The organism is Kocuria sp. CPCC 205263, assembly GCF_040981075.1.
Classification (GTDB): Bacteria; Actinomycetota; Actinomycetes; order Actinomycetales; family Micrococcaceae; genus Kocuria; species Kocuria rosea.
In genome coordinates this window covers 159,653-173,927 of the sequence record NZ_JAVKPV010000002.1, presented here as the reverse complement: position 1 = coordinate 173,927, position 14,275 = coordinate 159,653, and the positions used below count along the sequence as shown (strand labels likewise).

The 14,275-nt window shown below is 74.5% G+C and carries 10 protein-coding genes; 8 read left to right on the top strand and 2 right to left on the bottom strand.

What is annotated here, in order from left to right:
* Window positions 1-187 precede the first annotated feature (187 nt).
* The 7 genes from RF647_RS03315 (at window position 188) to RF647_RS03285 (ending at window position 11,166) form a co-directional block, all read left to right on the top strand.
* Complete coding sequence (locus RF647_RS03315; protein WP_368810495.1) at window positions 188-901, top strand: hypothetical protein; 714 nt, start codon at window positions 188-190, stop codon at window positions 899-901.
* 33 nt (window positions 902-934) lie between these two features.
* A complete protein-coding gene (locus tag RF647_RS03310; RefSeq protein WP_368810494.1) occupies window positions 935-5,044 on the top strand; it encodes a fibrinogen-like YCDxxxxGGGW domain-containing protein in 4,110 nt (1,369 codons plus the stop codon).
* A complete protein-coding gene (locus tag RF647_RS03305; protein WP_368810493.1) occupies window positions 5,044-5,862 on the top strand; it encodes a CDP-alcohol phosphatidyltransferase family protein in 819 nt (272 codons plus the stop codon). Before RF647_RS03310 ends, RF647_RS03305 begins: the two co-directional genes overlap by 1 nt.
* Window positions 5,852-6,829, top strand: coding sequence for a glycosyltransferase family 2 protein (locus RF647_RS03300; protein ID WP_368810492.1), 978 nt, complete (start codon window positions 5,852-5,854; stop codon window positions 6,827-6,829). Before RF647_RS03305 ends, RF647_RS03300 begins: the two co-directional genes overlap by 11 nt.
* A gap of 7 nt (window positions 6,830-6,836) precedes the next feature.
* On the top strand, window positions 6,837-8,111 hold the full coding sequence (locus RF647_RS03295) for an O-antigen ligase family protein (protein WP_368810491.1): 1,275 nt from the start codon (window positions 6,837-6,839) through the stop codon (window positions 8,109-8,111).
* Complete coding sequence (locus RF647_RS03290; RefSeq protein ID WP_368810490.1) at window positions 8,108-9,634, top strand: lipopolysaccharide biosynthesis protein; 1,527 nt, start codon at window positions 8,108-8,110, stop codon at window positions 9,632-9,634. The genes RF647_RS03295 and RF647_RS03290 overlap by 4 nt, the downstream gene beginning before the upstream one ends.
* 170 nt (window positions 9,635-9,804) lie before the next feature.
* Window positions 9,805-11,166 (top strand): hypothetical protein, encoded by a 1,362-nt coding sequence (locus RF647_RS03285; protein ID WP_368810489.1) that lies wholly within the window; start codon window positions 9,805-9,807, stop codon window positions 11,164-11,166.
* A 70-nt stretch (window positions 11,167-11,236) separates the two neighbouring features.
* Here RF647_RS03285 and RF647_RS03280 read toward each other — a convergent pair whose 3' ends face one another.
* Both RF647_RS03280 and rsmA read right to left on the bottom strand, forming a co-directional pair.
* A complete protein-coding gene (locus tag RF647_RS03280) occupies window positions 11,237-12,184 on the bottom strand; it encodes a 4-(cytidine 5'-diphospho)-2-C-methyl-D-erythritol kinase (protein ID WP_368810488.1) in 948 nt (315 codons plus the stop codon).
* Complete coding sequence (gene rsmA / locus RF647_RS03275) at window positions 12,181-13,083, bottom strand: 16S rRNA (adenine(1518)-N(6)/adenine(1519)-N(6))-dimethyltransferase RsmA (protein WP_115162405.1); 903 nt, start codon at window positions 13,081-13,083, stop codon at window positions 12,181-12,183. Before rsmA ends, RF647_RS03280 begins: the two co-directional genes overlap by 4 nt.
* Before the next feature lie 253 nt (window positions 13,084-13,336).
* On the opposite strand from rsmA, the gene RF647_RS03270 reads away from it, so the two are divergent.
* Window positions 13,337-14,233, top strand: a complete 897-nt coding sequence (locus tag RF647_RS03270; RefSeq protein WP_368810487.1) for a DUF559 domain-containing protein — start codon at window positions 13,337-13,339, stop codon at window positions 14,231-14,233.
* Window positions 14,234-14,275: the final 42 nt, after the last annotated feature.

Below are 14,275 nucleotides of genomic sequence, written 5' to 3'. Positions count from 1 at the left end.
GGTCACAAAAGGGGACATCGGATTCCGTTCCCGATCGTTAACGCCGGGGTTAGACTCCATGCGATCCAATGAATCCGGGCGTGGGGACGCCCGGAACGCCGCGGGGGTCCCTCGACCCACAACCTGCGGCGGATCACCGCGGCGCCGGCCACTCGGCGCCGGAAGTTCAGATCTGGGGGGAGCTGACATGATCCTTGACCTGTCGTGCACATCGAGCACTCGAGGTCCCACTGCCCGAACAGCCCGCACGGTGCTGGGCGGGCTCCTGCTCGCCGGCGTCCTGACCGGCTGCGGCGCCGCCGGCGCCACCGACGACCCGGCGGCCGACGCCCTCGAGGCGTCCACCGTGGTGGAGCTGGAGACGCCGCAGGAGGTCCGCGCCAAGGACCTGCCCTCGGCGGCGACCGTGGCCGCCGACGCGCCCGAGGTCGAGCAGATCGAGGCGGTGCTCGAGGCCCAGGAGGCCTTCGTCCCGTCCGACCGCCCGGCCCCGGCGGACCCGGCCAACCCGGAGTCCTCCGCCGAGCTCGGCGGCGGGGACGAGCCCGCCGAGCTGGACCCGGCCGTCGTCGAGGCGGCCGAGGAGTCCGCCGCCGGCGCCGCGCTCCAGGAGGTCATCGCGTCCCTGGCCGAGTTCGAGCACCAGGGCTGGGAGCAGCGCGGAGCGCCCGTCGTCGTCGGCGATCCCGTCTCCGCCCCGCTGCCCGTGGACGACGGCGAGGCCGTGCGCGTCACCGTCTGCCTGGACTCCTCCGAGGTCACCGTCGTGGACCGCGACGGCGTGGTCGTCAGCGGCAAGCAGAAGGACCGCAGGGCCCTGCACAACTACGACCTCTTCCGCCAACCGGGCCAGTCCTGGCAAGTCGTCCAGCACGGCTTCCCCGACGACCCGACCTGCTGATCCGTCCGCACGAACCTGTTGAGGAACCACACCATGGGAAACACGAACACCCCGCCCCGGGCGGACAGGAGCCGGCGCCGGGCGCGCACGGCCCGCACCAAGGCGTCCCTGGGCATCGGCACCGTGCTGGCCGTCGCCGCGACGCTGTTGACCGCCGTCCCGGTGGGCGCCGCCGAGGCGCCGCCGGTGGACGGCAAGTCCGCGGCCTCGGCCGCGGCGTCCTGCTGGGAGATCAAGCAGAAGGACCCGAAGTCCGCCTCCGGCGTGTACTGGCTGGTCACCCCGGCCATGACCGCGCCCGAGCAGTTTTACTGCGACCAGGTGACCGACGGCGGCGGCTGGGTCCTCGTGGGCCGCGGCCGCAACGACTGGAAGGAGTACTACCAGGGCGTGGGCACGCCCAAGGACGTCTCCTCCACCGTCACGGGCACCGCGGCCTTCGCGCCCAAGCAGCTGCCCTCCGAGACGGTCGACGAGCTCCTGAACGGGCAGCGGCCCGACTCCCTCGAGGACGGCATCCGGATCCGCCGGGCCCGTGACGCCGGGGGCACCACCTGGCAGGAGGGGCGGATGAAGATCTCCGCCAAACCGTACTGGAACTGGACGTTCGGCTCCCGCACCCCGGTGACCTCCTTCTCCCTGGTCTACGGCACCGGGGTGGCCTCCGGGACCACCGGCACCACCAACGACTTCGGGACCAACACCGGCACGGCGCGGGTGCGCTTCCAGGACGTCACGGAGACCAGCTGGCAGCGCGGCTTCCGCTACGGCGACGGCGTGACCGGCAGCAACACGAGCACCACCTATCTGTGGACGCCCACCGCCGGCGGGAAGGGCGCCATCCCCTTCACCCAGATGTACCTGCGGCCCAAGGTCACCCAGCAGGCCTTCACCGGCAAGGCGATCCCCGACTCCGGCACCGCCGCGGCCGCCCAGCGGGCCCTGCCCAACAGCGGCGCCGAGCCCACGAAGTGGGGCGCCGTGGAGCGCGCCGACGGGCAGGGCGAGGAGATGAACACGGAGGTGCAGGCCTTCGAGCAGATCGGGAGCACGGTCTTCGCCGGCGGCAACTTCAAGGCGATGCAGCGCAACGCGGCCGGCACCGGGCGCGTGGCCCAGTCCTACCTGGCGGCCTTCGACGTCAACTCCGGCGAGCTGCGCACCGACTTCCGCCCGGTCTTCGACGGCCAGGTGAAGGCCCTCGCCGAGCTGCCCAACAACCGGCTGGCCGTGGGCGGGCGCTTCAGCACGGTCAACGGCGTGAGCGCCCCCGGCTTCGTGGTGCTCGACTCCACGACCGGCAAGGTCGACACCGCCTGGAACCTCAAGGTGGAGAACCTGCTGACCGGCGGCGTGCTGCAGGTCCGGACGCTGGACGTGCAGGGCGACCACCTGTACCTGGGCGGGGCCTTCACCCACCTGAGCGGCGGGCAGGCCACCGGCAAGGTCTACGCCCGGTCCGGCGCCCGCGTGAAGATCTCCACGCGCACCCCGGACGCGAGCTGGAACCCCGAGTTCAACGGCACCGTGACGAGTGTGGACGCCTCCGCCAAGGGCGACCGGCTCTACGCGGCCGGGTACTTCAACCAGTCCCAGGGCGCCTCGGCGTTCCGTCTGGCCGCGGTGCGCACCACCGCCGGCGCCCCGCTGGACACCTGGACCTGGGAGCCGTCCGTGCCCGTGGACTACGCCAACCCCGGCCAGACCGCCTTCCAGCTCGCCGTGCGCGAGCAGGGGAACACCGTGTGGGCCGGCGGCGCCGAGCACTCGATGTTCGGCTACGACCGCTCGACCTTCCAGCGCACCTCCTGGGGCATCACCTCCCTGGGCGGTGACATCCAGGCGATCACCTCCACCGACGACACCGTCTACGGCGCCTGCCACTGCTTCCACTGGTTCAACGCCGGCGCCACCAAGTGGATCAAGGCCGGGGGCAACACCCAGCCCGTGACCGTGGCCGACCGGATCAACGCGATCGGCGCGTGGGACGCCGCCGGCGGCAAGTACCTGCCCGGCTTCAACCCGGACATCAAGGGCTTCGGCGGCTGGGGCGTGTGGGCCACCCTCGTGGACAGCAACGGGGTCCTGTGGACCGGCGGCGACATCAACCGCAGCGTCTCCACCTCCGGCGCCGCGCAGTGGTCGGGCGGATTCCTCCGCTTCGCCCCGCGGGACGCCAAGGCCCCCGCTGCGCCCTCGGGCCTCAAGGTCGCCCGGGACGGCGACTCCGCCGCCCTCTCCTGGACGGCGGCCCCCGAGTCCGGCGTGAGCTACCAGGTGCTGCGCAACGACCGGCCCATCGGCACCGCCACGGGCACCAGCCTCAAGGTCCCGCACGTTGACGCCGCCCGGTACGCGGTGCGCGCGGCGGACGCAGCGGGCAACGTCTCCGCCTCCACCCCAGTGGTGGTGGCCGGCTCGCAGCCGGCCCCGGAGCCGCAGCCCGAGCCCCAGCCCGGCACCAGCACCCTGATCGCCGAGGGCTCCACCTGGAAGTACCACCACAACCGCGACGTCTCGCCCGGGGCGAACTGGACGGCCGCCGACTACGACGACTCCTCCTGGAAGCAGGGCTCGGCCGTGCTCGGCTGGAACGACGCCTCGGTGAAGACCACACTCGTGGCCGACGGCACCCGCCCGATCGTCACCCAGTTCCGCCGGACCGTGGACGTGGCCGACGCCTCCAAGGTGGCCAAGCTGACCCTCACGACCCGCGCCGACGACGGGGTGGTCGTCTTCGTCAACGGCAAGGAAGTGGTCCGCTCCAACGTCGCCGAGGGCTCGCTCGAGGACACGCCGTGGGCGCTGTCCGCGCGCCGGACCGCCACCGCGGTGGCCGAGCCGGTCGTGGTCGAGGTGCCCGGATCGGCGCTGAGGACCGGCAAGAACGTGATCTCCGCCCAGATGCACTCCAGCTGGACGAACACCACCGACGCCACCTTCGACCTCTCCGCGGTGGTCACCGCCGGCACGCAGCCGGCGCCCCCGGCGGAGGAGGAGCCGCCGGCCGAGGAGCCGCCCGCGGAGGAGCCGCCCGCGGAGGAGCCCCCGGCCGACGAGCCGGCCGGTCCGAACACGCTGGTCGCCGAGGGCGCCACGTGGAAGTACCACCACGACCGAGTCAACCCGCCGGCCGGCGACTGGGCCGGCACCGGCTTCGACGACGCCGCGTGGAAGCAGGGCTCGGCCGTGCTCGGCTGGGGCGACTCCTCGGTGAAGACCACGCTCGTGGCCGACGGCACCCGCCCGCTCACCACGTACTACCGCAAGGAGGTGGACGTGGCGGACGCCTCCGAGGTGGCGAAGCTGACCCTCACCACCCGCGCCGACGACGCCGTGGCGGTCTACGTCAACGGCAAGGAGGTCGCCCGGGACAACCTGCCGGACGGCGACCTCGGCCCCGGCACCTACGCGACGGCCCCGCGCCGGACCGCCACCGCGGTGGCCGACCCGGTCGTGGTCGAGGTGCCCGGATCGGCGCTGAAGACGGGCAAGAACGTGATCGCCGCCGAGGTGCACTCCAACTGGACGAACACCACCGACGCGACCTTCGAGCTCTCCGCGGTCGTCACCCCCGGCACGCAGCCGGCGCCGCCCGCGGAGGAGCCCCCGGCCGAGGAGCCGGACGCCCTGGTCGCCGAGGGCGCCACCTGGAGGTACCACCACGACCGGGCGAACCCGCCGGCCGACGACTGGGCCGGCACGGCGTTCGACGATGCCGCGTGGAAGCAGGGCTCGGCCGTGCTCGGCTGGGGCGACTCCTCGGTGAAGACCACGCTCGTGGCCGACGGCACCCGCCCGCTGACCACGTACTACCGCCGGTCCCTGGACGTGGCCGACGCCTCCAGGTACGGGAAGCTCACGCTCACCACCCGGGCCGACGACGCCGTCGCGGTCTACGTCAACGGCAAGGAGGTCGTCCGGGACAACCTGCCGGACGGCGACCTGGGGCCCGGGACCTACGCGCTGGCGCCGCGCCGGACAGCCACCGCGATGGCCGCCCCGGTCGTGGTCAAGATCCCCGCGTCGGCGCTGCGCAACGGCAGGAACGTGATCGCCGCCGAGGTGCACTCCAACTGGACGAACACCACCGACACGACCTTCGACCTGGAGCTCGTGCCCAGCACGGAGGCGAACGCCTGATGAGCACCACCGACACCGCCGCCCCGCGGCGCCGTCCGAGCTACGAGGAGGCCCTGGCCGGGCTGCGCGCGGCGCAGAAGCCCGGCCAGGGGGTCCCGGCGTACACCCGGTGGGTGAACCGCCCGCTGGCCCGCTACGCCGCCGCGCGGGCCGCCGCGGCGGGGCTGACCCCCAACGGGGTGACCGCCGTCAGCGCGGTCCTCTCCGCGGCGGGGCTGGTCGTGCTCGTGGCGGCCCCGCCCACCCCGGCCACGGGCGTCGTCGTCGCCCTGCTCCTCGCCGCCGGCTACGTCCTGGACTCCGCCGACGGGCAGGTGGCCCGGCTCACCGGCACCGGCTCGCCGGCCGGGGAGTGGCTCGACCACGTGGTCGACTCGATCCGGACCCCGGCGCTGCACCTGGCCGTGGCGGCCGCCGCCCTGCTGCACCCGCGGCCCGAGGCGTTCCCGGCCGCGGCGCTCGCGGTGCTCGCCGCGCTGTTCGTGCTCGTGGAGGTCGGCCAGTTCATGAGCCAGATCCTCGCCGAGCAGCTGCGGCGCAAGGGCGGCATCGCCGGGCCGCCCGCGGGCGGGACGCTGCGCTCATTCCTCAACCTGCCCACCGACGCGGGGGTCACCTGCTGGATCTTCCTCCTCTGGGGGCTCCCCGCGCTCTTCCTGCCCGCCTACGCGATCCTGCTGGCCGCCCTCGCGGCGATCAGCGCGGTCTCCATGCGGCGCAAGTACCTGGGGCTGACCGCACGGCCCGCCGCCACCGACCCGGACGCCGACGCCGTCGGCGCCCTCCCGACCGACAGGAGCACCCGCCATGTCCGCTGACGTCCTCGCCCCGGCCCCGGCCGCCGCCACCGCTACCGCCGCAGGCTTCCGCACCGCCCACCCGTCCGTGTCCGTCCTGATCGCCACCGCCGGGCGGCCCGAGATGCTCCGCGAGGCGGTCCGCGCGATCGTCGAGCAGGACTACGCCGGCCCGCTGCAGGTCGTCGTGGTCTTCGACCGGATCGAGGTCGACCCGCTCACGGACGTCGAGGTCCCGGCCGGCGTGGAGCTGCGCACCGTGCCCAACACCCGGTCCCCGGGCCTGGTGGGGGCCCGCAACACCGGCATCCACGCGGCCACCGGGGAGATCATCGCGTTCTGCGACGACGACGACGTGTGGGCCCCGCGCAAGCTCGCCCGGCAGGTGGCGCACTGGCACCGGCACCCGGAGGCCTCCGCGATCGCCGGCGCGATCGACATCGTCTCCCACGAGCGCACCATCCGGCGCGTCCCGCAGGCCGTGGCCACCTTCCCGGAGCTGCTGGCCGACCGGATGATGGAGATCCACCCCTCGGCGCTGATCTGCCGCCGCGCCGACCTGTACGGGCCCGTGGGCCTCGTCGACGAGGACCTGCCGTCCTCCTACGGCGAGGACTACGACCTGCTGCTGCGCCTGGCCCGGCACGCCCCGGTGCACTCCGTGCCCGAGACCGTGCTGACCGTGCGCTGGGACCGGCCCTCCTTCTTCCGCCAGCAGTGGGGGGACATGGCCGACGCCCTGACCTACATGCTGCGCAAGTTCCCCGAGTTCGAGACCTCGGACCAGGGCACGGCCCTGATGGCCGGCCAGGTCGCGTTCGCCCACGCCGCCCGCGGCGACCGCCGGCAGGCGGTCCGGTGGGCGCGGGCGGCGCTGCGCCGGGACCGCGCCCAGCTGCGGGCGTGGGGCGCCCTGGCCGTGGCGACCGGCGCCGTCAGCGCCGAGCGGCTGCAGAACGCCGTGTCCTTCTTCGGCAGAGGGGTGTGAGGCGGCCGTGGCGCTCCTGAGCCCCTCGGTGGTGCGGCCGGCCCCGGTCCGCCGCACCACCAGCGCCCTGCCCGCCTGGCCGCTGCTGGTCCTGTTCTGGGGGCTGCCCCTGATCTGGGCCTCCGGCGCCCTGCAGTTCGCCCCGGCGCTGCTCGCCGTGGTCATGCTCTTCCTGCTCGTGCTCCACCGGTCGGTGACGGTCCCGTGGCCGGCCTGGCTGCTCGTGGTGTTCCTGCTGTGGATGGCGGCGAGCTCGGTGCAGATCGAGGGGTTCGGCTCCTGGATGGGCTTCGCGCTGCGCTGGGTGAACATCGTCGCCGCGCTGGTCTACTTCGTCTACTACTGGAACGCCCGGGAGACCCTGGACCACCGGCGGTTCCTGCGGGCCGCCGTGGTCGCGTGGGCCACGCTCGTGGGACTGGGCCTGCTGACGTTCGTGATCCCCGAGGCGCGGCTGACCACCCCGATCGGCCTGCTGCTGCCGGAGGGCATCACCTCCAACGCGCTCGTGCAGAACTTCTTCTTCCCGCCCCTGGCGGAGGTCCAGCTCCCCTGGGGCGCGCCCGAGCCGTACAACCGGCCGGCCGCCCCGTTCCCGTACACCAACGGGTGGGGCTCCGGGTTCGTGCTCCTGACGCCCCTGGTCCTCGCCTACCTCACCACCGTCCGCTTCCGCGCCCGGCACCTGCTGATCGTGGCCGGGCTGGTGGCCTCGCTCGCCCCGGCCGTGGCGACCACCAACCGCGGCATGTTCCTCGGCATCGCGGTGGCGCTCGGATACGTGATGGTCCGGATGGTCCTGCGGGGCCGGATCGGGGTGGCCCTGGCCGGGATCGCCGGCACGGCCGCCGTCGGCGGGTGGCTCGTGGCCAGCGGCGCCGTCGAACGGATCCTGGGCCGCCAGGAGTACAGCGACAGCACGGGCACCCGCTCCGACCTGTACCGGGACACGTTCCTGGCCACCCTGGACTCCCCGCTGCTCGGCTACGGGGCGCCGCTCTACGACGAGACCGTCGGCATCGAGATGGGCACCCAGGGCTACGTCTGGACCCTCATGTTCTGCTACGGGCTCGTGGGCCTGGGCCTGTTCGTGGCCTACCTGCACGGGACCACGCTGCTGACGCTGAAGGTCCGCACCACCACCGGGCTGCTCGTGCACTCCGCGCCCGTGGCCGCGTGCCTGTTCTTCACCTACTACGGCCTCGACGCGGTGCAGTTCATCCTGATCAGCCTGAGCCTGGCCGTGCTGCTGCGCTCCCGGCGCTACGGGGAGGGGCTGTGAGCGCGCAGCCGCTGGCGCGCTCGGGCTCGCTGACCTTCGCCTTCGTGGTCACCGGCGCGGGCCTGGCCTTCGCCGCCACGCTGGTGGTCTCCAACGCCTCGGGCGCGGCGGCGGCCGGTCAGTTCTTCCAGGTGGTGGCCGTGCTGGCGATCGCCACCACCCTGTCCACCTTCGGCGCCGACACCGGGCTGGTGCGGGCGGTCCCCGCCCTCACCGCCCGGGGCCAGGGCGCCGCGGTGCGGGGGGTGCTGCGGATCGCGGCCCGGCCGGTGCTCGTGCTCGCCGCGGGCGTCGCCGCCACCGCGGCCATGCTCACGTTCGTGCCCGGGGCCCTGCCCGACGGCGTGGGCCCCGCCGTGCTGCTCGCGGCGCCCTTCCTCGTGCTGGGCGCCGTGCTCAACCTCGCCTTCGGCGCCCTGCGCGGGCTGCACCGGGTGCCGACCTTCTCCTTCCTGCAGAACGTGGTCCTGCCCTCGCTGCGGGTGCTCGGCGTCCTCGCCGTCGTCGTCGCCGGCGGCGGTCTGCTCGCCCTCACGGCGGCGTGGACGGCGCCGGTCGCCGTGGTCGCCGTGCTCGCCCTCCTGCTGCTGCGCAGGCACCTCCGGGGCCTGCGCGACCGGCCCGGGGCCGCTCCCCCGCCGGAGCCGGAGCAGCAGCGGCGGGCGTTCTGGTCCTTCTCCTCCGCCCGCGGCGTGACCGCGGTGGTCGAGGCGCTGCTCGAGTGGCTCGACGTGCTGCTCGTGGCCGCGTTCCTGGGCCCCGCCGCGGCGGGCGTCTACGGCGTGGTCAACCGGTGCATCCGGGTGGGCGCCATGCTCGACCACACCGCGCGCATGGTCACCGGTCCGTCCATCAGCGCGGCGCTGGCGGTCGACGACCTCGCCACCGCCCGCTCCGTGTTCACCCGCACCACCGCCGTGCTCGTGGCCGGCGCCTGGCCCTTCTACCTCACCCTGCTGCTGTTCGGGCCGGTGGTCCTGTCCTTCTTCGGCGAGGGCTTCGAGTCCGGCTACCCCGCGATGCTCGTCATCGCCACCGCCATGCTCCTGGCCGTCTCGGCCGGCGGCGTGCAGTCCCTGCTGCTGATGGCCGGGCGCAGCCGGTGGCAGCTGATGAACAAGTCCGCGGCCCTGGCCGTGGCCGTGGCCCTGAACCTGTGGCTGATCCCGCAGTGGGGGCTCGTGGGAGCCGCCACGGCGTGGGCGGCGTCGGTGCTCACCGACACGGGGCTGGCCCTGTTCCAGTCCGTGCGGCTGCTCGGCATCGCCCCGCGCTGGTCCGTGGTGGGCGCCATCGCCGCGGCCGCGGCCGTGCTCACGGGCGGGGGCGGGCTGGCCGTCCGCGCCCTGCTCGGCACCACCACCACCGGGCTGCTCGTCCACCTCGCGCTGACCGGCCTGCTCGTGGCCGGCGCCGGGGCGGTCCTCGTGCTCCGGAGCCGCGCCGCCGTCCGGGGGACGGCCGCCGAGGCATGTGGCCCGAAGAGACCACGGGATCACCGGGTCCTGCTGTGGTCCCGATGAGTTTGCATCTGTAACATTTCAATCGATCGACATCGGAATCAGGACGTGGCCGGCCGGGCTGGACCCGGCAGCGCTTCCCGGGGCCGGGGTCGGCGATCCGCCGGGGGGCGGACGCCGGGCACGGCTGCTCCATCCGAGACGACCCGCGATCCACCAGGGGGGAAATCCACATGAGTGAGACTCTGAACACCATCGGCACCGAACGGCGCCGAACCCGGGACGACACCGTCCGGGCCCGGCCGAACCGGCCGGGCCCGGCGGACCCGACGCCCGCGTGGCGCCGCGTCCTGCACCGGTGGCCCACGATCCTCAGCACCTGGCTCGTCGTGCTGGCCGCCGCCCTCGTGGCGGGCCTCCTGTGGCCGCCGACCTACCAGGCGACCGCCTCGATGACCGTCACGCCGAGCGCGGTGAACCCGCTCACCGGCGACTCCGGCTACGACGTGGTCGAGATGCAGACGGAGATGGCCACGATGGCCTCGCAGCGCATCACCCTGCGGGCCGCCGCCCTGCTGCAGGACGTCCCCGTCGAGGAGGCCGACCCCGCGCTGGCCGAGGACCTGCTCGAGCGGCTCTCGACCACCGCCCCGGACGACACCCAGGTGCTTCGCGTGACGGTGACCGGCGACGACCCGAACCAGGCCGCCGAGCGCGCCAACGCCCTGGCCACCGCCTACCTCGCCGACCGCGGCGAGGACGTGCAGACCACCGCCGACGACACGCTGCAGCGCATCGACGAGTCCATCGCCGGCCTCGAGCGCAGCGACGACGACTCCTCCAGCCTGCGGCAGCTGCGCGAGCAGCGCACCGCCCTCGCCCTCATCGCCCCGACGCCGGGCCGCGTGATCAGCGAGGCCACGCCGCCGCAGGAGCCCTCCTCGGCCGGCATCCCGCTCTTCGTGGCCGGCGGCGTGGTCGGCGGCCTGGTCCTCGGCGCCCTCGCCGGGGCGTTCCGGGAGCGGGCCGACCGCAGCGTGCGCCGGCCCGACCGGCTCGCCGACGGGACCGGTTCGCCGGCCGTGGTGCTGAACTCCGTGGACGACGAGGACGGCGCGCTCGAGCTGCTGCGCCGGCTCTCCCAGGACGAGGACCGCGCGGTGCCGCGGCCCGGCTCCCGGATCGCCGTGCACTCGGCCCTGCCCGGACAGGCCACGGTGGTGGTCCAGGCCCTGGACGCCGTCGTCTCCTCGTGGGGCGGCACCGTGGAGGTCGTGGACACCCGCACCCTCACGGACGCCGTGGGCCCGCTGGGCGACACCGACTGGCTGGGCATGGACGACACCACGCCCTCGCTGCTGGTGGCCACGGTCCCGCCCCGCGCGGGTGCCGCCGAGCTCGCCGCCCTGACCGACCGGGTGGACGGCGTGGTGCTGGCCGTGGAGCCCCGGGGCCGGCTGCGCCGGTTCCAGGAGCGCTTCGAGCGGCTCAGCGGCCGCGGCGCCGCCGTGGTCCCCGCGTTCGTGGTGCAGCGCCAGGTGCGCCCGGGCACGGACGCCGCGCCGGCCCGGGACGCCGCGCCGCAGCACCGCTGATCGTCCGCCGGCGCCGCCTGAACCCGGGAGGTCAGGTCAGATCCAGGCGCCGGCGGCCGGAGGCCAGGGGTCAGGGAGCACGCACCGCGAGAGCGGGCGCTCCCTGGCCCCTGAGCACGTCCGCGAGGTCCTCGGCCGCGGCGGCGTCCGCCACCAGGTGCGCCACCGTGGGCCCGGATCCCGACACGAAGCTCGCCAGGGCGCCGGCGGCCGCGCCCGCGGCCAGCACCGGCCCCAGCTGCGGCGCGAGGGACAGGGCCGCGGCCTGCAGGTCGTTGGCCAGCAGCGGGGCCAGCTCGCCGGCCGCCCCGGCGCCCAGGACCGCCTCGAGGTCGCCCGGCAGCCGCGGCACCGGGACGTCCTGATCCGCGCGCATCCGGTCCAGCTCCGCGTAGACGGCGGGCGTCGACAGGCCCGCCTCGGCCGCCACGAGGACCAGGTGCAGCGTCGCCCCGACCGCCACCGGGCGCAGCCGGGATCCCGTCCCGGTGCCGACCGCGGCCCCGCCCGTCAGCGCGAACGGCACGTCGGCGCCGAGACCGGCCGCGAGCTCCAGCAGCGCGTCGTCGTCGAGCCCGGGCTTCCCCGAGACGCGGGCGGCGAGCCGGTTCACGGCGACCAGGGCCGCCGCGGCGTCCGCGGAGCCCCCGCCCATGCCACCGGCCACGGGCACGGCCTTGTCGAGCTGCAGGTGCAGCCCGCCGGCCAGGGGCGGGAAGCGGGCGAGCACGGCCTCGGCGGCCCGGACGGCCAGGTTGGACCCGTCGGTGGGCACCGCGTCCAGGGAGAACGTCCCGCGGTCGAGCTGCTGGGCCACGAGCGAGCCCGGGACCGCCGCCACGCCCACGGTGGTGCCGGCGCCCCGGGTCAGCGTGGCCGTCACGGTCTCCCCCGTGCTCACCGCGCAGTACAGGCTCGCGACGTCGTGGTAGCCGTCCGGGCGCGGCGGGCCGGCGGCGAAGAACAGGTTGACCTTGCCGGGCGCGCCGGCACGCTCCGTGAGCAGCACCGCGGTCATGCCCCGCGCACCCCGGCGGTCAGGCCCGCCGCGGCGCCGGCCTGCGCGATCCGGGCGAACTCGTGGACGTCCAGCCTCTCCCCGCGCTCCCCGGGGTCGATCCCGGCGGCCTCGAGGATCTCGCCGGCCGCCGCGGCGGAGCCCGCCCAGCCGGCGAGGGCGGCCCGCAGGGTCTTGCGCCGCTGGGCGAAGGCCGCGTCCACCGCGGCGAAGACCAGCTCCCGGTCCACGTCCGCCACCGGCTGCTCGCGGCGGACGAAGCGCACCAGCCCCGAGGCGATCTTCGGGGCCGGCCAGAACACGTTCTTCCCGATCGTCCCGGCCTTGGTGACCTCGGCGTACCAGGAGGCCTTGACCGACGGCACCCCGTACACCTTGGAGCCCGGTGCCGCGGCCAGCCGGTCCGCGACCTCCTCCTGCACCATGACCAGCCCGCGGCGGATCGAGGGGAAGCGGGCCAGCAGGTGCAGCAGCACCGGGACGGCCACGTTGTAGGGCAGGTTCGCCACCAGGGCGGTCGGCTCGGCGGGCAGCTCCTGCACGCGCATGGCGTCCTGCTCGAGCACGGTCAGCCGCCCGGCCCGCTCGGGGCGCAGGCGCTCCACCGTGTGCGGCAGCTGCGCCGCCAGCGGGGGGTCGATCTCCACCGCCACGACCTGCTCGGCGGCATCCAGCAGCCCCAGGGTCAGCGAGCCGAGGCCCGGTCCCACCTCGAGCACCGTCTCGTGCTCCCCCAGCCGCGCGGCGGCGATGATCCGCCGGATCGTGTTGGGGTCGATCACGAAGTTCTGCCCGAGCGTCTTGGTCGGCCGGATCCCGAGCTGCTCGGCGAGCGCCCGGATCTCCGCGGGCCCCAGCAGGGCGCGGGCGGCGGGCTCTGGCGCGGTGGATTCTGTCACCGCCCCATCGTATCGGCCCGGTGCCCTGGCCCCCTTTCGCCGCCGAGCCCCCACGTTCCGGCCCCCTTCGCCGCCGAGCCCCCACTGCGGTCGCATGTCCCCAGAGGAATGCTGGGGACATGCGACCGCAGTGGGGCTCGGCGAGCACCGCATTCGCACTCCCCATTTCCCTGCTGTGCGGTCCCTCCGGATTGTTGTTCCCCGTGGCGACGGCACCGGCCCGCCCGGCCAGCGCCGTACCTATCACGGAGTCATGACCGAGCCCATGAGCCTCAACCAGCTGCACGACACCGGCCTCAGCGGCCGAGGGATCCGGCGCCGCCTCCGCGACGGAGATCTCCACCGGGTCCACCCTGGCTACTTCACGGCGTCGGACACCTATCTGCGGCTCAGACCCGAGGAGCAGGCGCTGCTCCGGCACCGGGCGCTCAGCCGGGCTGCCTCCGTGCCGCCGGTCTTCTGTCTCGCCTCGGCGGCCCTGGTGCACGGCCTGGATCTTCGGCGCGTCCCGGCCCGTCTGCACACGCTCACCCGGCCAGGACAGGGAACCCACAACGGATACGCCGGCATCGTGAGGCACCAGGAGCCCCTGCCGGCGTCCGACATCGTCACGGTCGGCGGGCTGCGCGCGACAACAGGCGAACGAACACTGCTGGACTGCGCCCGCCTGCTGCCTTTCACGGACGCTGTGGTCCTGGCGGACCAGGCGCACCGTTTCGGTCTCACGCGGGCCCGGTTGGAGCAACGACTGCCTGAGTGTGCCGGCCGACGCGGCGTGCGCAGAGCTCGGCGCGTGCTCGCCGCCATGGACACGCGCTCCGAATCCGTGGGTGAGACCCTCACCCGCCTCATGCTGGCGGAGTCCGTCCTGCCGGCGCCGGAGCTGCAGTGGGTGATCGTGGGCCGGACGGGGACCTACCGGGCCGATTTCGCATGGCCCGAGCAGCGGCTGGTGCTCGAGTTCGACGGCGAGAGCAAGTACAGCGACTCCCCGGCCACGGTGATCCGCAACGAACGGCGGCGCGAGGTCGAGATCCAAGGGCTCGGGTGGACCGTCATCCGGGTCGGTTGGCACGACGTCGTCCGTACCCCGGCCGCGACCGTCGACCGGATCTCGGCCGCACTGCGCCGCACGGCAACGCCCCGCTGACCCAGGCTCCGTCCCTCCCGGCCCGCCGCGTGCCCGCCGCTG

What these genes read in the sequence shown, in the direction of transcription:
- RF647_RS03270 (WP_368810487.1), top strand. Translation starts at nt 13,337, where the DNA reads ATGACCGAGCCCATGAGCCTCAACCAGCTGCACGACACCGGCCTCAGC.
- RF647_RS03310 (WP_368810494.1), top strand. Translation starts at nt 935, where the DNA reads ATGGGAAACACGAACACCCCGCCCCGGGCGGACAGGAGCCGGCGCCGG.
- RF647_RS03280 (WP_368810488.1), bottom strand. Translation starts at nt 12,184, where the DNA reads ATGACCGCGGTGCTGCTCACGGAGCGTGCCGGCGCGCCCGGCAAGGTC.
- RF647_RS03285 (WP_368810489.1), top strand. Translation starts at nt 9,805, where the DNA reads ATGAGTGAGACTCTGAACACCATCGGCACCGAACGGCGCCGAACCCGG.
- RF647_RS03300 (WP_368810492.1), top strand. Translation starts at nt 5,852, where the DNA reads ATGTCCGCTGACGTCCTCGCCCCGGCCCCGGCCGCCGCCACCGCTACC.
- RF647_RS03315 (WP_368810495.1), top strand. Translation starts at nt 188, where the DNA reads ATGATCCTTGACCTGTCGTGCACATCGAGCACTCGAGGTCCCACTGCC.
- RF647_RS03305 (WP_368810493.1), top strand. Translation starts at nt 5,044, where the DNA reads ATGAGCACCACCGACACCGCCGCCCCGCGGCGCCGTCCGAGCTACGAG.